The organism is Acinetobacter pittii ATCC 19004 = CIP 70.29 (assembly GCF_000369045.1).
Classification (GTDB): domain Bacteria; phylum Pseudomonadota; class Gammaproteobacteria; order Pseudomonadales; family Moraxellaceae; genus Acinetobacter; species Acinetobacter pittii.
This window is the reverse complement of the sequence record NZ_KB849786.1, coordinates 594,651-612,889: the sequence shown is the minus strand read 5'-3', so window position 1 is coordinate 612,889 and position 18,239 is coordinate 594,651. Positions and strand designations below refer to the sequence as shown.

The following is an 18,239-nucleotide window of genomic DNA, read 5'->3' as shown; positions in this document are numbered from 1 at the left end:
GCGAGGATTTATGAACATCAGGTCATGTTTCTGATACAATGCCGAGCTTGTCTAATAGAGTAAATTTATACGTCTTATGTCAATGCAGCAATCGTACGCAAATATCCTGACTGCCGTCGGTGAAGATCTTGATCGTCCCGGCCTTAAAGATACGCCTGTGCGTGCGGCTAAAGCTTTTTCATATTTAACTTCTGGCTATAGTAAAACTTTAGAAGAAGTCACCAATAATGCTGTTTTCCCATCAGATAACCATGAAATGGTATTGGTGAAGAATATTGAATTCTATTCGCTTTGCGAACATCATCTCCTCCCATTCTACGGCCGTGTTCATGTAGCCTATTTACCGGAAGGCAAAGTTCTCGGTTTATCTAAATTTGCACGTATTACTGAGATGTTTGCTCGCCGTTTGCAAATTCAGGAAAATCTGACTCAACAAATCGCAGAAGCCGTTGCTGAAGTGACTGGCGCTCGTGGTGTTGCTGTAGTTATCGATTCAGCACATATGTGTATGATGATGCGTGGTGTAGGTAAACAAGAATCTACAACTCGTACAGTTTCATTTGTCGGCGATTTTAAAACCGATAAAGAAGCACGCCGTGAATTTTTAAGCGCAGTACCAGAAAGTTATTAATCTGGTTTTAATGCAAAAATAAGAGCCCGACGACGTTGGGCTTTTTTATATCTAGTTAAAGCACTTAATCTATAAAACATAACAATTAAATTAAGTGATTTTTGTTATAAAAGTACGCATCTTTCTTTTTAAATAATTTATGAGTTCATCATGCGATTTAAAAAAATTTCTTGCTTACTTTTACCGCCTCTTTTTATTTTTAGTACCTCAATTTATGCGGGCAATACACCAAAAGAACAAGAAGTTAAAAAACTGGTAGATCAAAATTTTAAGCCTTTATTAGATAAATATGATGTGCCTGGTATGGCCGTGGGGGTCATTCAAAATAATAAAAAATATGAAATATATTATGGCCTACAATCCGTTCAGGATAAAAAAGCCGTAAATAGCAGTACCATTTTTGAACTAGGTTCGGTCAGTAAATTATTTACCGCTACAGCTGGTGGATATGCAAAAGCAAAAGGAAAAATCTCTTTTGATGACACACCCGGAAAATATTGGAAAGAACTAAAAAATACACCGATTGACCAAGTTAATCTTCTTCAACTTGCGACGTATACAAGTGGCAATCTCGCCTTACAATTTCCAGATGAAGTTCAAACAGACCAACAAGTTTTAACTTTTTTCAAAGATTGGAAAACTAAAAACGCAATCGGTGAATACAGACAATATTCAAATCCAAGTATTGGCTTATTTGGAAAAGTTGTGGCTTTGTCTATGAATAAACCTTTTGACCAAGTCTTAGAAAAAACAATTTTTCCACCTCTCCATTTAAAAAATAGCTATGTAAATGTACCCAAAACTCAAATGCAAAATTATGCATATGGCTATAACCAAGAAAATCAGCCGATCCGAGTTAACCCTGGCCCGCTAGATGCCCCTGCATACGGCGTTAAATCGACACTACCAGATATGCTGACTTTTATTAATGCCAACCTCAACCCACAGAAATATCCGAAAGATATTCAACGTGCAATTAGTGAAACACATCAAGGTTTCTATCAAGTCGGTACGATGTATCAAGCATTGGGTTGGGAAGAATTTTCTTATCCAGCACCTTTACAAACTTTATTAGACAGTAATTCAGAGCAAATCGTGATGAAGCCTAATAAAGTGACTGCCATTTCCAAAGAACCTTCAGTTAAGATGTTCCACAAAACTGGCTCAACAAATGGCTTTGGATCTTATGTGGTGTTTATTCCAAAAGAAAATATTGGTTTAGTCATGTTAACCAATAAACGTATTCCAAATGAAGAACGCATTAAGGCAGCGTATGCAGTATTAAATGCAATAAAGAAATAATCGTCTTGTTTAAAAACAAAAAAAGAGAAATGAATAAACTCATTTCTCTTTTTTTATACATTTATTCTTTAAAAGAACCAAACATATCCTAGACTTGATTTCATCCAGTCTTGATGGTTTTGTTGCTCATAGTCCCAATTCAATCGAACAGCATTATTGCGATTAATCACATATTGCCACTGAGTATTTACTCTCAAATTCCATTGGTTTTGATCTTCCCAATATGGCAATTCAATTTGCACCACAGAGTTGAAACGCTCAAACCATTGATTCATACAACCTAAAGTTGGCCCCATACCTACGCGCCACCCTTTATCTAGATTTGAACCTGTTTGTACGTAGGTCTGTACTTGTCCATAGCAAATATGCTTTCGCCCATAGTCTGCAAGACTGTAACCGACCTGAGCATTAAAGCTTGCTACGCCGTGTTGTTTGTCTTCACTAAAGCTTCCATCATGAATAGCTTCTTGACGCCAACCTAAGTTAAAACCCCAACTCAGTGGTGTTTTAAATGGTTGAATCGGGTTATAAGAGTTCACTTCTAACAGATCAAGACGTTCTAGTTTTAAATGGTCATCTCGCCACTGTGCATTACCATTTAAAAATAGTAATTGAGTACCTGCACGATAGCCTCCTTGAGGATCTATTAAATCATGATAGGCTTGGCGATGACCAAGTTCGATAAACTTATCGCCTTGAACCTCACCAGCTTTTAATGAAAGATTACGTGCGTTATGGCCTTGAGTCGGCTCCTTTGTTGGTCTTTTTGGTTCTTGACGTTGCTTATCTAAATCAATCTGACTTCTGAGTGCTAAAAGCTGACGTAACTGCGGCTGAGCAATGCTTTCTTCAACTTTACGACCAATAAACTGTAGATATAAATCATCGTAAGCCATCTCGAGGATTTTAGCCTGATCCTGCTCAGTAAATGATTTTAAAATCTGAGAAGACTGCTGTATAGGCAGCATCGCAATTTGATGAGCCACCTTCGCCAGTGAGGCGCCATGCTGATGAGCTTGGGCCAATAATTGGGTTTCTAAAGCAGGTCGATATACAGGAGCTTTGGTGAGCCCCTGCTGCTGCATCGATTTAATGGTTTCCATTGGAATCGATGCATAGGTGAATTTCTCTTGCAAGTTAGATTCAGGTTTTACTAAATCCACTAACCCCAACAATCGATAGGCACAGTTATCACTCACAAAATAATAAGGAAAGCTCACATGTTGCATTTCCCAAATATGGCTTACTAAAAACCGAGTTTCTTCAGGTGATAGATTTAACTCATATTCCCACAAATCGCGGCTTTCAAAATCACCATACTCTTTTACCTTACGATAATAAGGCATCAATGAATATTCGCCTGGATACTGCCCCGTTAAACCTTTCCATGCATATGACCAGTTGTCGTTGCCTGCCACAGTTGCTGCATAGTTTACGGCGTAAGAGACAAGGTTTAACTGCTGTTGATCTTTTGGGTCCAAACGCAATAACGTATGACCAAACATTGAGCTAGGATTGCCCATAAAATCGGTCGCATAAATTAAGGTCGCTTTATGAGGCTTAATCTGCCCAATCCAGTTTTCAAATTCGGTACACTTTACTTGAGGCAATTCATTTTCTTGAATGCCGACTTTTTGCATGAGCCATTGACTACGTGCCGGAAACTTACAACGAATCGACTGATTATCTTGAGCAGGCACAAATAATGCTGAAATGTCAGCTTTTAGTTCTTCTTTTAAGTTATTTTTTCCATTTTCTGATAAGAAATAGCCAGAATAAGTAACCTCACTTTTCTGATTTTTATTGGCATACATCAGCCTTTGCCATGTAATGTCTTGATCTAGATTTTGTTGTTCTGCAATTGACCAATATTTTTGAATAGATGGATTTATATCTGCTGAATAAGCAATATTCACTGCCAGAGAGGCAAAAACTAAAACAACTGACTTCATTAAGCTCATCAATTTTTATCATTAAATATAAGAAAAACCCTGCCATACGACAGGGTTTTCAGTTTCAAACTTATACGTAAGCTTTTAAAACGTCATCTTTAGCCATTACTGTTTGTAATGATGCTAAAACTTGAAGCGTATTTTGATTATTTGCAGAATAGATTTCACCAAAGTTTGCTTTTGAAACTTTAAAGAAACGATCTTTGTCTTGAGGTTTGATTTGCATTAACTCAGCAAGTACGTTCAGGCTTTCACCTTGGCCTACTGCCATATCACGTGCTAAAGCTTCAGCATTTTCATTTGTGAATGTAACCACTTGCGCAGTTACTGTTCCGCCTTGACGGCAGCCTAAAGTACCAAAAGTAATCCCTAGTAATTGGTTAGTAAAAATACCATTTGTTGTTGCAGCAAGAATTTTAGGCACCACTCCTTTTTGGCCAGCCCATACTTGCGTACCCACACCACAACCTACATCGTTATCAGCCATAGCAACACTTGAACCAGCTGCTAACAAAGCAGCTAAAGCTAATTTTTTTAACATAGATGTATATCTCCAAAATCATTATTGATTGTTTCTTATGTATTGTTATGTGTAATTCTTATTACACGATATTAAAGATAGCGAGAAGGCTGTGATTTAGCAATTAAAAAATAAATAATATGATGAAAAGTGCTAACGAAAAAATTTACCTTAGATTCCAGTTACCTTGATTATCTCGATGACCTAATATTTTAAGCACGAGAACCAAACTTAAAAGTAATAATAAATACCATGACCCCAGTTTACCCCAACCTACCATATGCCAAGCATCTACCTGACTTGGATAGAGCCAGATTTTATAAAAAGTACTAATATTTTCAGCAATCCAGATTAGAAAAGCGAGGGTCAACAATACAGGTAACATCGGGATTTTAAATTTATATTCATTTAGCTGAAAATAAAGTTTGGTCTTCCAAAAAATAAAAATACTGATCGCAAATAAAATATAGCGAATATCAGGTACAAAAAATTTACTCATAAAGTTTATATATGAGAAAAATGCGAGTAAAAGCATCGTTCCAAAACTTGGAAGTTTTTCAAAAGAAACCTTAAATAATCGGAGTGATCGCGCAAAAAAACTACCTACAGCCGAATACATAAAGCCTGCAAATAAAGGCACAGTTAAAATTTTAAATATCGCAGGCTGAGGATATTGCCATGATGCAATCGCAGGATGCGTTAAAAATATTTCCATGACCATCGCCATGACATGAAATAAAGCAATAACTTTAGCTTCTGCCCATGATTCAAGTTTTAAATATAAAAGACAGATCTGAATCAGCACTGCATAGATGAGTAAATAATCATAACGATAAAAACCCATATATTCATGGCTTCCCATCGGTGCTGTTAAAGCAAAAGCAATTAAAAGTAGAATACCAAACAAGGCTGCCGAAACAGCCTTGCCGATAAAATGAATTGGTAAAGTGAGATGGCGCACAAAAAACTATCCTAGATATTTAGCACTATACTCATGTACTGTATCTACAAAGATTTTTGGTTGCGCAGGGTCTACCCACTGGGTAATACCGTGGCCTAAGTTAGCAACGTAACCTGTTTTTTCACCGTTTGCATAAGCATCGTCTAACATTGCTTTTACAGCTTTTTCAATTGAAGCAGCCGAGCCATATAAAACAGCAGGGTCAAGATTACCTTGTAGCGCTACACGTCCCGACACAATATTACGAGCTGTATTAAGTGGAGTAGTCCAATCTAAACCTAATGCATCTGCACCAGTCGTAATCATTGGCTCTAACCATTGACCGCCACCTTTAGTGAAAACAATAACAGGAATACGGCGACCATCTTTCTCACGTTGCAAACCAGCAATGATTTTATTCATGTAGTTTAAAGAGAATTCGACATATTCACGATGTGCTAATGCCCCACCCCAGCTATCAAAGATCTGGATAGCCTGAGCACCTGCATCAATTTGAGCATTTAAATAGTCAGTAACTGAATCTGCTAGATGATCAAGTAAAGCATGCAAAATTTCTGGTTGCGCGTACATCATCTGCTTGGTAAAACGGAACTCTTTACTTGAACCACCTTCAACCATATACGTTGCTAATGTCCAAGGACTACCAGAAAAACCAATCAGTGGAACTTGGCCACCTAAAGCAGAGCGAATTGTGCTTACTGCATTCATCACATAATCAAGGTCTGACTTTGCATTTAGCTTGGGTAAATTCGCGACATCTTGTTCAGTACGAACAGTTTTTTGAAACTTAGGGCCTTCACCCGTTTCAAAATAAAGCCCTAAGCCTAATGCATCAGGAATTGTTAAAATATCTGAAAATAAAATTGCTGCGTCTAAATCGTAACGGCGTAAAGGCTGCAAAGTCACTTCACAAGCAAATTCTGTATTTTTACATAGAGATAGAAAGTCGCCTGCTTTTGAACGTGTTTCACGATATTCAGGCAAATAACGTCCTGCTTGACGCATCATCCATACCGGTGTGGTATCTACAGGTTCGCGTAACAAAGCTCGTAGGAAACGATCATTTTTCAAAGTCGTCATTACCAATCTCTATATTCTTTATGTGGCAGCATCATATCAAAAACATAGAGATTTTTATAATTTCAATTTCACACAAAAAACTCGTCAATCTACTAAAAAATGCATATTTACACAAAAGTCTACTGCAAGCAGCAAGGTTTTCTGCAATACTTGCAACATGTTACATCGGGTCTATTGATATTCTTTTAACCACTAAATTGCCAATCTTGGGCTCATAGAGATGAGTTATTGGTAATTTTATGCAATTTTAGATTAGATCATGCCCCTATTGCTTATATGAAAATTCTTAAGGTTGAATTACATGTTTGTTCGCTCATTACTCGCTATGAGTTTAAGTTGTATTATTGCTAATGTTGCTTTTGCTGCTTCAACAACTGAGCAACCCCTGAACCCTAAAAAGGTATCAGCTCCTGTAGAAGATCCGATTGATCCTTTAGCAGTAGATGCAGCTTCAACTGTAAAAGCTCAAGCTTCGACACAAATTACCGCTCAAGAACAAAGTGACTTAAATCGAGCGTCAACAACATTACAAAATTTGCAAAAAACTGAAGACCAAAATGCTGATTCAGGTATTGCCGCTTCAGCACCGGTAGCCGTAGCTAAAACGACCACAACAACTGCAAAGACTTCAGCTCCAGCAGTTTCTTGGACATTAGATAGCTTAAATTCGGCTGAATGGTATGAAAATATTGGTAAAGGCCAGTTTCCAGTTTACGCTCGTGCTCACGTCATGCTAAATAATGCACATGCATCACCAGGTGCAATTGACGGTATGAGTGGCAAAAACACTTTAAAAGCAATCTCTTCATTCCAGCAAATGAATGGTTTATCACCTACTGGTGAACTGACTAAAGAAACTTGGGATGCATTAGTTGCTAAGCAAACAAAACCTTCATTTATTGAATACACCATTACTGATGCTGATTTAAAAGGCCCATATGCACAATCAATTCCTTCTGATTATGCTTTACAGGCTAAAATGAAAGGTTTGTATTACACTCGTGTTAGCGAAATGTTGGGCGAAAAGTTTCATATCGATGAAGCTTTCTTAAAAACAATCAATCCAACAGCAACATTCAAAAAAGCGGGTGAAAAAATCATTGTTCCAAACGTACGCAATGATTTACCAGAAGACATTCATTTGATTATTGCGCATAAAGGTGCAAAACAATTGTATCTCTTCAATAGCCGTAACCAAATGATTGCGTCATTTCCTGCAACAATTGGCAGTACTGATACGCCTTCTCCGACCGGTACTTACAAGGTAGTTGGTGTGGCTCGTAATCCTTGGTATAGCTACTCACCATCAAACTTTATTCAAGGTAAAAACTTGAAACCTCTTTCTTTACCACCTGGTCCAAATGCACCTGTAGGTAATATCTGGATCGGTTTAAGTAAAAAATCTTTTGGTATTCACGGTACACCAAACCCGTCTTTAATTTCTAAAACTGCATCACATGGTTGTATCCGTTTAACAAACTGGGATGCTAACGATTTAGGTAGTAAAGTACGTTCTGGCGTAACCGTTAAATTCTTAGAATAATCCTCTTAAATAAAAGAGCCTGCTTTATGCAGGCTTTTTTATTAAATTTTTAATATATCTCACTAGAATACTTAGTTATTGTTTTGACTATAAAAATAAAACCAGCCTAGGTTTAATAATTACACAGCAATTTTTGTATTTAGAATATTTAGCATGGTTTGCATTTTAGCTTCTGTTTCTAACCATTCAGCTTCAGCATCTGACCCTTCGACAATCCCCGCACCAGCATATAAGCGCATTTTATTTTCACTGAGTAGACCACAGCGAATCGTCACTACCCATTCTCCATTACCCTCGGCATCCATCCAGCCGACTAACCCCGTATAATAATGTCGGTCATAACCTTCATGATCTAAAATAAACTGCTTAGCAACATGAGTTGGTGAGCCACAAACTGCTGGTGTTGGATGTAATTCTAATGCAAGGTTTAATGCATTCGGAGCTTGTTGCTTAAGCACACCTTGGAATTCTGATGATAAATGCAACATTGTTGATGTTTCTAGAATATCTGGAAATTCAGAAACCTTAAGCTCTACACAATGAGTGGCTAAATTTCTAATAATATTTTCAACCACAATTCGATGTTCATGTTGGTCTTTCTCAGAATGATTTAATTCTTGTTGGCTGACGAAATTTTTTTCAGAAATTTGAGATTTGGGTCTAGAACCGGCCAAAGGATTACTGGTTACAATACGACCTTGTTTTGATAAAAGCAGTTCTGGGCTTGCGCCGAGAATATAATTATTATGTTCTACTGGAATCACAAAATTATAAGCATTTGGATTTTGTTTTAATAAAGCAGCCAATAAATTTTCTGGCTCTTGATGACGGTTAAACTCATATTCAATAGCCTGAGAAAGAACAACTTTTTCTACCTTCTTTTTCTCAAAAGCATCTAAAGCTAACTGCACTGTACCTTCAAATTTTTGGCGTTGAATAAGTAATGATTTATTAATTACCTCAATGTTATTACGATTTTTTAATGAGTTAATCGTAGAAGATGCTTGTGTTATTTTTTTATGATCAGCATAAAAATTTAAGCTACTTTTCTTTGTAATATCAAAAGGTATAGCACCAATTAAAACTGGATTTTGATGGCCTTGCTTTTTAATTTCTTCAAAACATTTTCCAATCTCATCATTAAATAGTGCGGTATTTGCTGCAGGTGTATTTACCGTTTTAACGAATTCGTTGACTTCGAGATAATAATTCTTCGTAGAGAAACATGAAAATTTCTTTTGACCGATATGATCTAAATTTTGCTCTACTGATATTTGAGTCTGCATCATCTGTATATCACCTCTCACATTGATTTTTTTCAAGCAAATTCTGTAGTACTTCTTTTTAAATATAGGAGTATAAAAATACTGAAACACACATTAATGCAAATGATTATTATTATCAATAATAAAATTAGTTTTCAATGCAAGAAATTGTAATTATCTCGTTATTTGTATAAAAAAATTGAACTTTAATCTCTAGATTTATCTCGATTGAACTTTCTTGACTAAGGTAAAAATAAAGAAACTCGCCATCTAGTTTTTTAAAATTTATATTTTTAAAATCAATAATTTGCTTATATTTTAAATAAATTGATTTAATGATACTTTCTTTAGCAGAGAATATTACCAAATATAAATATGCATGACTTTTTTGCAGCTTTTCAATTTCTGCTTGTTCATTTTTATTTAGAAAAACATCATAAAATTCATCTTTCTTTTGAAAAAAAATATAATGTTTTTGAGACTCTATATCGATTCCAAATATTTTTTCTTTAGCCGTGGTATTTCTAGCATATGCGATGGCATGACATGATTTTTTTGATCCAACATGGCTAATCCCACCTATCACTCCTTCGGGCCATAGCGGTTCCCCATGTCTACCTTGATAGACAATAGAATGTTCTAAATTGAGGCTTTGTAATGCATATTTTGCTGCTAAGCGTCCCGTCAAGAATTCTAATTGTCGAATGAAGCGTGAGCTTTTTATCTTCGGTGGAAGAAATATATTCAGCTCCTGATAGATATGATCAAGCTGAGGTATTTCTTTGATTTCACTGAGCTGGACTTTATGTATGTCTAGCCCGAAAGCTGTTAACTTTTCATATTGAATATTTATTTCATCCAGACATGAATTAGCCTTTCTATTTACCTGCTTCTCCCTATTCATAGCCTGCACTTTATTCAATATTCACGGTCAATGTTTCAACGATGGCAGCAATATTTTTAAGCATCTTTCCTCGAGTCTCGGGATTGAGAAAGTAGAAATGGTCCCCTTCAAACTCAATACTTCCTAACCAATTTTCTGTGTGTTGTTGCCATGCATCCATCATTCTTTTGCCAGGAATATCAGGGTCCTGTTTGCCATAAAATGCAACGATCGGAACTTCAGTCTTGTGTATGTTCTCCCTTAATAATTGATCACTAAGATAGAAGTCGTTACGAATGATTTTAAGAAAGAATGTGAGTGCATCCTGATTATTTAAAATTTCATCAGGAAAATTATTGTATCGCTTTAATTCATCAATAATTTTTTCATCAGTTAACTCATGCTTGTACCGCATATGTTGAATATAGTGATGCTCAGGTCGGCTACTTATAACAATTAATCTCAACTGATCAATTATGGTTTTTTCATTCAAATAATTGAGTACTTTCCAAATCAAGCCACCTCCTACACTATGTCCAAATAAAATAAACGGTGTGTCTGAATAAGCTTGTATTTCATTGGCAATTTGCATAGCCAATAGATCAGGATCATCAATCAGTGGTTCATTTATTTTTATACCATGCCCCGAATATTCAATAGGAATAATACGAATATTGTCAGAGATCTGCTTTTTCCATGGATGATAAATACTCGCGCTACTCCCCGCAGGCGGTAAACAGAACATATTATATTGAGGTTTATTCATTTAAGAATTCTCCAAATATTAAGCATTTTTCTTTTATAAAAAATGCTTAAATCAGGTTTCTGCGCTATTTTTTAAACAGAGGTTGAAGCTAAATTTATAGTTTGAGTCGGTTGCCAAATGGCTGAATCACGATGTGTGACAAAAATAACCGTAGAAGAAAGAGCACGTATCGTTGCAACAATTTCCTGCTCAGTCTCTTCATCCAAGGCAGAAGTGGCTTCATCAAGTATTAAAATCGGCGCATTTTTGAGTAATGCTCGCGCAATTGCGACTCGCTGACGTTCACCACCGGACAATGCGGTGCCTTGTTTACCAACCGACTGATTAATTCCTTCTGAACTGCGGTCAATCATTGCCCCTAATGCGGCATCTCTTGCAGCTTTTTCTAATTCATCATCAGTTGCATCAGGTTTTCCTAAACGGATATTTTCAGCCAGTGTTCCTGTAAACAAAATAGGTTCTTGTGTGACATAAGCAATATTCGAGACCAAATCTTCATATTTCATTTGATCAAGAGCTATGTCACCTAGGGTAATTTTTCCTCTTTGTGGATCATCAAACCGTGTAAGCAATTCAAGTAAAGTGCTCTTACCACTACCGCTTGGTCCGGTAACCCATACTCTGCTCCCCAATGCGATGTCGAGATTCATATTTTCAAGTGCTGGCGCATAGCTAACGCCTTGTACCGAAATATGATGGCCAGTAGGAATTTGAGGATGTAATGGCTCAGGCAACTCAGGTGGATGTGTGATCTGATTAAAGTTGCGCAGTGCAGCAAACAAATCATTGATATGTAACCCTGCGGTAGCAAGTTCACCTAATGGCGCTGCTGCACGTCCAATTAAGACGAGTAATGCCAACACCAAAGCAGCATGATTGACACCAGCAAGTACCAGATAAGTTGCCATCCCAGCAATCGGTAAAACACTTGCCAAGGTTGCAATAAAACTTGCAAATGCAGCAGCATGGTTGATCCGTACTAATGTCTCTTCTTGCTCTTCCCAACGATGTTCTAGCCTTTGGACTGCACGTTCTGGTCCCGCGGCTGTGCGTAATAACTCAACATGATCAACTAATTCCAGCGTTGCTTGTGAAGCCGCTAAATCGGCAGTATTACGCTTTTTATCAATATGCATGAGTGCACGTTGTGCTAGGAACTGAGCAAATAAAGAGAGTAAAAGTAAGCCTAAAGCGACAAATGCTACGCCTGCTCCAGCAAGCAGGCCTATTCCTATTGTTAGAAATAAAGGCATAAAAGGCGCATGTAAAAAGGTTTGCAATTGATGAGCAGGAATACTCATAAACCCAGGAATTCCCTGTCCAGCAATCGTCTTAATCTGAGCACGCTGTTCATTGGTAAACCAAGAGAGCTTGGCACGAGCTAAAGATTTGCCTAACTCAGCAAATAGGTCGCCTGCTAAACGCACACCAGTAAGGAAGCCAGCACGAGTGACCACCACTGTCACTAATATTGCTGCAATTGCACTGATGAGAACCCAACTTGGTGACCATTGATTGACAATTGCAAATGCCAATACGGTATATGCGATTGCTTCAATTGCGGCAACAATGATCCATCCGATACCAACAATAATTAATTTTTGTTTGGCCGCACGAGGAAGCATCGAAAAAATCTGATCTTTATTTAATTTAGCAGCAGTATTCATAAAGATTTCCCTGAGTCAGTTGGGCCGTTAAGCACTAACCTGCTGTCGGCATGAGCAGCTAAGACAAGATCATGAGTGACCATGACGATAGTTTTATTCTGGTTTTTAGCTAAGTCGCTTAATTCCAATATTATTTTTGTCGCATTGGTCTGGTCGAGTGCGCTCGTTGGCTCGTCTAATAAAATAATAGGAGCTGAAGATAAAAACGCACGCGCTATTCCTAGGCGCTGTTTTTCACCGCCTGAAAGTAAAGTTGCATCTGCATTTAAATCTACCTTTAATTGGGCCTTGAGTAATGCCTGCTCAAGTTGTTCATCATTTGCATTAACGGCAGATAAGGACAAGTTTTCTCTTACTGTGGTCGGTAATACATCTCCACCTTGTGGAATAAAAAAAACCTTTTCATGTCTTAGTTTTTCATGTAATTGCAAAATATCTGTTTTTGCTAATTGAACGACACCTTCTTGCAATTCGGCTAACCCAGCAAGTGTTCGAAGCAATGTTGTTTTTCCAATTCCACTTGGCCCTGTAATTGCAGTAATTGAATTTTTTGGAAATGAATAACTTAATCGATCTAATACTTTTTGATTTTCAATTGTAAAGCTCGCATTAACTATTTCGAGTGTTACATCTTGCTCAATCTGTTGTAGATTGCCCGATGAGAGTACTGGCTCTTTTAAGAATGCCGATAAACGACTAGCTGCAGCTCGTCCAGCAGCGACATAATCAAGACCATGTCCTAAACGTAGCGAAGGTGTCACGATGGCCAAACTAAAGAAAAGTGTTGCAGCCAAGGTCATGCTGTCGTATTGATAAGCTACAAAATAGGCTATGGCAAAGGTTGCAACAGCTTGTAGTAATGCAGTGGCAACAGCAGCAAGAGTTGCGACTTTACTCACCCAAGACACCATAGTTTGAGTGAAATTTTGTGCTGATTGAGTATAGGCTGTTAAAGCGCCAGATTGTTGCCCATATATTCGGTTATCACGAATGCCGCGTGCATAATCATCAGCAGAACCAATAATATCTAACATGACCTGCATACGTGCAGCGCCATCCCGTTTTGATACATGGGGAACAATAATTAAATAATAGAGTGAAGCAATTGCCCCAGGTAATAATACCCAAAGTGCCATCGGGCCAACCAACACAACTAATAAAACAATAGAAACTAAAGGGATTACAGCAAAAATCGCAATTTCCGACGGTAAATGTGCCACCATATGATGTAAAGTTGCGATATCGTCTGAAACCAGTCGTTTTAAGTTTTGGTCACCCTGTTTTGATAGGGTTGTGTTAGGTAACCGAATTAAATGATGAGCAATTTGACGACGTAATCGTGCCGAAAATCCAGCCTCTGCATCATGCACTAACCATGAAGCTAGTGCTGCCAATGCCGCCCCGACTATCCAAAAAACCGCTGAAAAGATTACCCAATAAGAAGATAAATAACCAATCAACTGAATCATACCCCACAGGGCAGTTAAAATGGCTAAACCAGAAAATACCGCAGCAAGCGTTCCTGCAAATAATTTAGGAAATGCTGGCTTGAGTGCAGGTGCCAAGGAAGAGTCTGTCATCAGATGAGATAACTTTAAATCAGACATGCTTATCTCTCTTTATATTCATAGAAAAAGCGGTACTTAAAATAAAATCTCGCTTCAATTGACCAGCAAGAATTGCCATTTCCGGCTTTAAAAAAGCATGAATAAGAAAATCATATAAAAAGTATTTTTTTAAAAACTTTAATTGCATCAAAACTTCCTAACCGCCCTATCAAAATATTTTTAGATCATTTTCTAGACTGTAAAAATTAATATGGATTTGTCTAAATCATTCTGGTTGATATGACTAAAAACCAACTGTACGTTTAGAGGCACCTTGTAGATCAAAAATAACGTCATCAATTAAGCTATCAATCTGACGTGTATCTCGGTGATGTGCCGTAGTAATTAAATGAGCCATATTTCCCGAGGTTGCCAGATAATGCTTTTTCCAGACGTGCTCAGAAGGACAAGGAAATACCACAGTGATTGAATTCGGATTTCGCCAAGCAGGAATCCCAACAGCCTGAAAGCGATCAACTGCGTACTGGGCCATTTTGAGGCAATGTTGAATTCTCTGTCGTCTTTGTAAATTAGTTTGGCTACGTATTGCCGCCCACATCAGCAAGACGGTATGACCATTGCGTGAACCACTAATGGTTTGATCACGTGTAGAGATATAGTCAACATCTACTGATATACGCTCTACATTTTGGCGTTTGGCCACAACAATGCCACACGGAATTGGTGAACCAATCATTTTATGACCAGACACACAAATCGAGTCGATGCCATGAGCAAAGGAAAACGCTTGAGGATGATCAACAAAAGGTAAAATCATGCCACTTAAGGCAGCATCGGCATGAATATAATAATCTCGGCGCATGATTCCGATTTGCGCTAAGCGCTCTTGAATCATTTCAATATCATCAATTGCGCCAGTCATGGTCGTACCAATATTTGCAAAAATAATGGGATGACTTTCTTTATTGGTTTTTATTTTACGGATTAAATCATCATAGTCGATTTCACCATTATCCAACGATTCGATTACACAAGATTTCATCTGCAATAATTTGGCGATTTTTCCCACCGAATAATGCGTATCTTTTGAGTAATATAATGTGGAATCTGGAAATAGCTCACGCGCCAGATAGCAGCCAAACATATTACCTTCTGTGCCACCGTTGGTTACGTATCCCCAGCTTTCTTCAAAGGGAATTTGAAAAATTTCAGCAAAATACGCCATCACATCTTTTTCAAAATCAAAAGAATTCAATGCGTAATTGCTATAGTCTTTCCAATCACCACAATTATTAATAGAGAATTTGAAAAAACGGAATAAAGCGGAATAATCAAAATCTGCAGATTCAGGATATCCAATATTGAAATATTGATGTTTTAAACAGTAATTCCAGAATGTCTCTATTTTCTCTTGATCAGCAGGCGATAAAAGCATTTTTTTCTCCGTTAATATGACGATTACAAGTCGTCTAAGGAGTCGCTATCAAAGATATAAATTTTATGTAAAATTTAGCGACCAGGATTTGTCGTATGCCTTATGAGGCAACCCTCTACCCTGCAATCCGTTGCCGTGCATCAACCAATGACCACCAATTTGATAAAGTGGGTGTGCGTCCTAATTCCTCAAAACTAATATTGATTCCCTGCGCTTTGAGTTCCGAAGAAAACTGCATAATTCGTAATGAGTCCAGTCCATAAAGAATCAGGTTTTCTTCTGGATCTAATTCATCTTCTTCAATAAGCTGCTGGACCTTTTTCTCTAACCAAGGTCGTGTAATGCCTGTTGCCACCTGCCCCACTACAGATTCGGTATCCACAACTTGACCGCAACGTGAAGATACATATTTCAAAGCTAAGCGATGTTCTTCTTCTGAAAAATCGGCAACTGCATCCCCAACCAGAAAGGGTTGTATGTCGCTCATAAAAGCTTCAATTGCCGTAACCATACAACCGATATGAGCATAGACACCGCCAATAATGAGCTGATCACGATTCCAGTTTTGCATTCTTTCAAGCAAATCCGAACGTTTAAACGCGCTATAACGCCATTTCGTTAAGACAATGTCATGTTCAGCAGGAGAAAGTTGATCAATAATTTTTTGCTGATCGATTGTTGAGGCTGGCAAACCCGGCCCCCACATGGCATTCAGTAATGCACGATCTGCCGCTGGTTGTTCATAGGGCTGTGCTGTATAGACAACAGGAACATTGTTCCGATGTGCCCAACTTCTGAGTTGAATTAAATGATTAACAACCATTTTAATTAATTCACTTTCAGCATCGTAAAAATTTAAAAAGTAACGCTGCATATCATGAATTAATAAAACTGCTCGAGAAGGATCTAACTGCCAGTCTGTTTTATTATTTGGATAACTCTCTCGTTTGGGCATGAGATAAGTAGAAATTTTTGAAATAGCCATATGCTGCTCAATATTTATTAAGATGTTGTAGATGTATTTAAAATGCTGCGAAGTTGTTTTTTGTCCACCTTACCGACTGCAGTCAGTGGCAAACTTTCGATTAATTTGATCTGGTCTGGAAGTTTGTATTGTGCAATACCCAACTCCATGAGATGGCGTCTGAGCACAACAGCTTTAAGTTCAGGATTCCGAGAAACAATAAAGGCACAACTCTTTTCACCGAATTGTTCATCAACAATTGCGACCAAAGCTGCGTGCATAACTTCTGGATGCAAAAGAATAAGTTTTTCTATTTCTTCCGAAGCAATCTTTTCACCACCACGATTAATCTGGTCTTTAATTCTTCCTACTACACGTAAATTACCATCCGAAGTACGCTGTACGAGATCGCCCGAATAGTAATAGTTGTCCTCATCAAAAACCTGTGAATTATGTTCAGGGCTTTGGTAATAACCACAAAAGGTATAAGGCCCCCGAGTCGCAAGCATTCCTATTTCACCTTCTGGAACTTCTTTATACTGCTTATCTACAATTTTGATTTCATCATCAGAACTGATAGGACGCCCTTGTGTCGTAAAGATTTGCTCATCGGAGTCATCGAGTCTGGTGTAATTGACCAAGCCTTCGGCCATTCCAAATACTTGTTGTAATTTACAATTGAGGACTTCAGGAACTTGACGGGCTAAAGATTCAGGGAAACTTGCACCACCTACTTGAAGCAACTCTAAAGACTGAATTTGATCTTTATATTGCGTGGCTTTTTCTAGCCACATAATGACAGCACTCGGCACTAAAGATGCCATATTGACTTGATGTCTTTGAATAATAGAGAAGCAATTGAGCGGTTCAGGATTTGGTGCCATCACAACACATCCACCTGCATGTAAAACACCTAATGCACCAGGTGAACTCAACATAAAGTTATGGGGAGCTGGTAGAGCGCACAATAACCGTGTATTCGAGTTTAAACCGCAAATCTCGGCACTGGCCCGCACACTATAGTCATAGTCATTATGCGTGCGTGGAATAAGTTTTGGTGTTCCCGTACTTCCACCTGACAACTGAAAGAAAGCAACTTCATCAGCAGGTGTAGATGAAAAATCGACAAAGGTCTCTGCTGGTGTTTCAATCCAGTCTAATAGTCCGAAATCGGTAGCTTGATGATTGAGCATCAAAATAATTTCAAGACTTAAATTTACTTCATGAAGTGAGTCAATAAATTGATTATTGCTAAAGACTTCATGCTGACGCGAACCAATTAAAAGCTTAGGTTGAATCTGTTTAATAAAGGCATTTAGTTCATATTGGCGATGGCTATATAGCGCATTGAGCACAACCACGCCTGCCTTAAGCAAGGCAAAAAAGACAATATAAAACTCCGCAACATTGGGAAGTTGTACTAAAGCAGTATCACCCTTGCCCAAGCCTTTTTCAGCTAGTCGAGTAGCTAAATTTGTTGATAGCCGGTCCAGCTCGATATAACTCAACTGACGCTCACCACAAATAATTGCCGGCGAATGCGGATGCGATTGAACCCCTACCGTTAAAATGCGCGTCAAAGGTTGGTCAATCCAATAACCTTTATTTCGATAGTGTTGCGCTCTCTCTGGAGACCAGCGAACAAACTCAATCAACTGTTTTTTCATGACATTCTAAATATTCAATTTAATTTAATGGTTAT

Annotated in this window: 16 protein-coding genes; 3 read left to right on the top strand and 13 right to left on the bottom strand. The window is 37.9% G+C overall.

The genetic code is table 11. The annotated features are described in order from the left end of the window. Window positions 1–82: 82 nt before the first annotated feature. Window positions 83–631, top strand: coding sequence for a GTP cyclohydrolase I FolE (gene folE, locus F928_RS07040; protein WP_002118643.1), 549 nt, complete (start codon window positions 83–85; stop codon window positions 629–631). Window positions 632–781: 150 nt separating this feature from the next. Further along, window positions 782–1,933 carry an extended-spectrum class C beta-lactamase ADC-18 gene (gene ampC / locus F928_RS07035; protein ID WP_002118772.1) on the top strand — a complete coding sequence of 384 codons (1,152 nt, stop codon included), beginning with the start codon at window positions 782–784 and terminating at the stop codon, window positions 1,931–1,933. 68 nt (window positions 1,934–2,001) lie between these two features. On the opposite strand, the gene F928_RS07030 is transcribed toward ampC, so the two are convergent. The 4 genes from F928_RS07030 to hemE form a co-directional block, all read right to left on the bottom strand. Next, window positions 2,002–3,894, bottom strand: a complete 1,893-nt coding sequence (locus tag F928_RS07030; RefSeq protein WP_016806023.1) for an Lnb N-terminal periplasmic domain-containing protein — start codon at window positions 3,892–3,894, stop codon at window positions 2,002–2,004. Between the two features lie 61 nt (window positions 3,895–3,955). Beyond that, window positions 3,956–4,426, bottom strand: a complete 471-nt coding sequence (locus F928_RS07025; RefSeq protein ID WP_002118800.1) for a DUF3015 family protein — start codon at window positions 4,424–4,426, stop codon at window positions 3,956–3,958. 145 nt (window positions 4,427–4,571) lie between these two features. Then, window positions 4,572–5,366 carry a DUF817 family protein gene (locus F928_RS07020; RefSeq protein WP_005073379.1) on the bottom strand — a complete coding sequence of 265 codons (795 nt, stop codon included), beginning with the start codon at window positions 5,364–5,366 and terminating at the stop codon, window positions 4,572–4,574. Window positions 5,367–5,372: 6 nt separating this feature from the next. Beyond that, window positions 5,373–6,446 (bottom strand): uroporphyrinogen decarboxylase, encoded by a 1,074-nt coding sequence (hemE, locus tag F928_RS07015; RefSeq protein WP_002118698.1) that lies wholly within the window; start codon window positions 6,444–6,446, stop codon window positions 5,373–5,375. 301 nt (window positions 6,447–6,747) lie between these two features. Between hemE and F928_RS07010 the strand changes: the two genes are divergently transcribed. After that, window positions 6,748–7,989 (top strand): L,D-transpeptidase family protein, encoded by a 1,242-nt coding sequence (locus tag F928_RS07010; protein ID WP_005073376.1) that lies wholly within the window; start codon window positions 6,748–6,750, stop codon window positions 7,987–7,989. A 119-nt stretch (window positions 7,990–8,108) separates the two neighbouring features. Here F928_RS07010 and basJ read toward each other — a convergent pair whose 3' ends face one another. The 9 genes from basJ to basE all read right to left on the bottom strand — a co-directional run bounded on the left by basJ (window position 8,109) and on the right by basE (window position 18,204). Further along, window positions 8,109–9,278, bottom strand: coding sequence for an acinetobactin biosynthesis isochorismate synthase BasJ (gene basJ / locus F928_RS07005; RefSeq protein ID WP_005073374.1), 1,170 nt, complete (start codon window positions 9,276–9,278; stop codon window positions 8,109–8,111). A gap of 124 nt (window positions 9,279–9,402) precedes the next feature. After that, the gene (gene basI / locus F928_RS07000; RefSeq protein WP_005073372.1) at window positions 9,403–10,158 is read right to left on the bottom strand and encodes a 4'-phosphopantetheinyl transferase family protein; all 756 of its coding nucleotides are present in this window, start codon (window positions 10,156–10,158) and stop codon (window positions 9,403–9,405) included. 10 nt (window positions 10,159–10,168) lie between these two features. After that, on the bottom strand, window positions 10,169–10,903 hold the full coding sequence (basH, locus tag F928_RS06995; RefSeq protein WP_005073370.1) for an acinetobactin biosynthesis thioesterase BasH: 735 nt from the start codon (window positions 10,901–10,903) through the stop codon (window positions 10,169–10,171). 71 nt (window positions 10,904–10,974) lie between these two features. Further along, a complete protein-coding gene (barB, locus tag F928_RS06990; RefSeq protein WP_005073368.1) occupies window positions 10,975–12,570 on the bottom strand; it encodes an acinetobactin export ABC transporter permease/ATP-binding subunit BarB in 1,596 nt (531 codons plus the stop codon). Further along, window positions 12,567–14,177 carry an acinetobactin export ABC transporter permease/ATP-binding subunit BarA gene (gene barA, locus F928_RS06985; protein ID WP_005073366.1) on the bottom strand — a complete coding sequence of 537 codons (1,611 nt, stop codon included), beginning with the start codon at window positions 14,175–14,177 and terminating at the stop codon, window positions 12,567–12,569. Before barA ends, barB begins: the two co-directional genes overlap by 4 nt. Continuing rightward, window positions 14,170–14,325, bottom strand: coding sequence for a hypothetical protein (locus tag F928_RS06980; RefSeq protein ID WP_001176132.1), 156 nt, complete (start codon window positions 14,323–14,325; stop codon window positions 14,170–14,172). The genes barA and F928_RS06980 overlap by 8 nt, the downstream gene beginning before the upstream one ends. Window positions 14,326–14,421: 96 nt before the next feature. Continuing rightward, window positions 14,422–15,573 (bottom strand): acinetobactin biosynthesis histidine decarboxylase BasG, encoded by a 1,152-nt coding sequence (basG, locus tag F928_RS06975; protein WP_005073362.1) that lies wholly within the window; start codon window positions 15,571–15,573, stop codon window positions 14,422–14,424. A gap of 115 nt (window positions 15,574–15,688) precedes the next feature. Further along, on the bottom strand, window positions 15,689–16,558 hold the full coding sequence (gene basF, locus F928_RS06970) for an acinetobactin biosynthesis bifunctional isochorismatase/aryl carrier protein BasF (protein WP_005073360.1): 870 nt from the start codon (window positions 16,556–16,558) through the stop codon (window positions 15,689–15,691). 17 nt (window positions 16,559–16,575) lie between these two features. Then, complete coding sequence (gene basE / locus F928_RS06965; RefSeq protein WP_005073357.1) at window positions 16,576–18,204, bottom strand: (2,3-dihydroxybenzoyl)adenylate synthase BasE; 1,629 nt, start codon at window positions 18,202–18,204, stop codon at window positions 16,576–16,578. Window positions 18,205–18,239 lie beyond the last annotated feature (35 nt).

Excerpts from the sequence above, each read along its gene's own strand:
- basI (WP_005073372.1), bottom strand. The coding sequence starts at position 10,158 with ATGAATAGGGAGAAGCAGGTAAATAGAAAGGCTAATTCATGTCTGGAT.
- basG (WP_005073362.1), bottom strand. The coding sequence starts at position 15,573 with ATGCTTTTATCGCCTGCTGATCAAGAGAAAATAGAGACATTCTGGAAT.
- F928_RS07030 (WP_016806023.1), bottom strand. The coding sequence starts at position 3,894 with ATGAGCTTAATGAAGTCAGTTGTTTTAGTTTTTGCCTCTCTGGCAGTG.
- folE (WP_002118643.1), top strand. The coding sequence starts at position 83 with ATGCAGCAATCGTACGCAAATATCCTGACTGCCGTCGGTGAAGATCTT.
- basE (WP_005073357.1), bottom strand. The coding sequence starts at position 18,204 with ATGAAAAAACAGTTGATTGAGTTTGTTCGCTGGTCTCCAGAGAGAGCG.
- hemE (WP_002118698.1), bottom strand. The coding sequence starts at position 6,446 with ATGACGACTTTGAAAAATGATCGTTTCCTACGAGCTTTGTTACGCGAA.
- F928_RS06980 (WP_001176132.1), bottom strand. The coding sequence starts at position 14,325 with ATGCAATTAAAGTTTTTAAAAAAATACTTTTTATATGATTTTCTTATT.
- barA (WP_005073366.1), bottom strand. The coding sequence starts at position 14,177 with ATGTCTGATTTAAAGTTATCTCATCTGATGACAGACTCTTCCTTGGCA.
- basF (WP_005073360.1), bottom strand. The coding sequence starts at position 16,558 with ATGGCTATTTCAAAAATTTCTACTTATCTCATGCCCAAACGAGAGAGT.
- barB (WP_005073368.1), bottom strand. The coding sequence starts at position 12,570 with ATGAATACTGCTGCTAAATTAAATAAAGATCAGATTTTTTCGATGCTT.
- basH (WP_005073370.1), bottom strand. The coding sequence starts at position 10,903 with ATGAATAAACCTCAATATAATATGTTCTGTTTACCGCCTGCGGGGAGT.
- ampC (WP_002118772.1), top strand. The coding sequence starts at position 782 with ATGCGATTTAAAAAAATTTCTTGCTTACTTTTACCGCCTCTTTTTATT.
- basJ (WP_005073374.1), bottom strand. The coding sequence starts at position 9,278 with ATGATGCAGACTCAAATATCAGTAGAGCAAAATTTAGATCATATCGGT.
- F928_RS07025 (WP_002118800.1), bottom strand. The coding sequence starts at position 4,426 with ATGTTAAAAAAATTAGCTTTAGCTGCTTTGTTAGCAGCTGGTTCAAGT.
- F928_RS07010 (WP_005073376.1), top strand. The coding sequence starts at position 6,748 with ATGTTTGTTCGCTCATTACTCGCTATGAGTTTAAGTTGTATTATTGCT.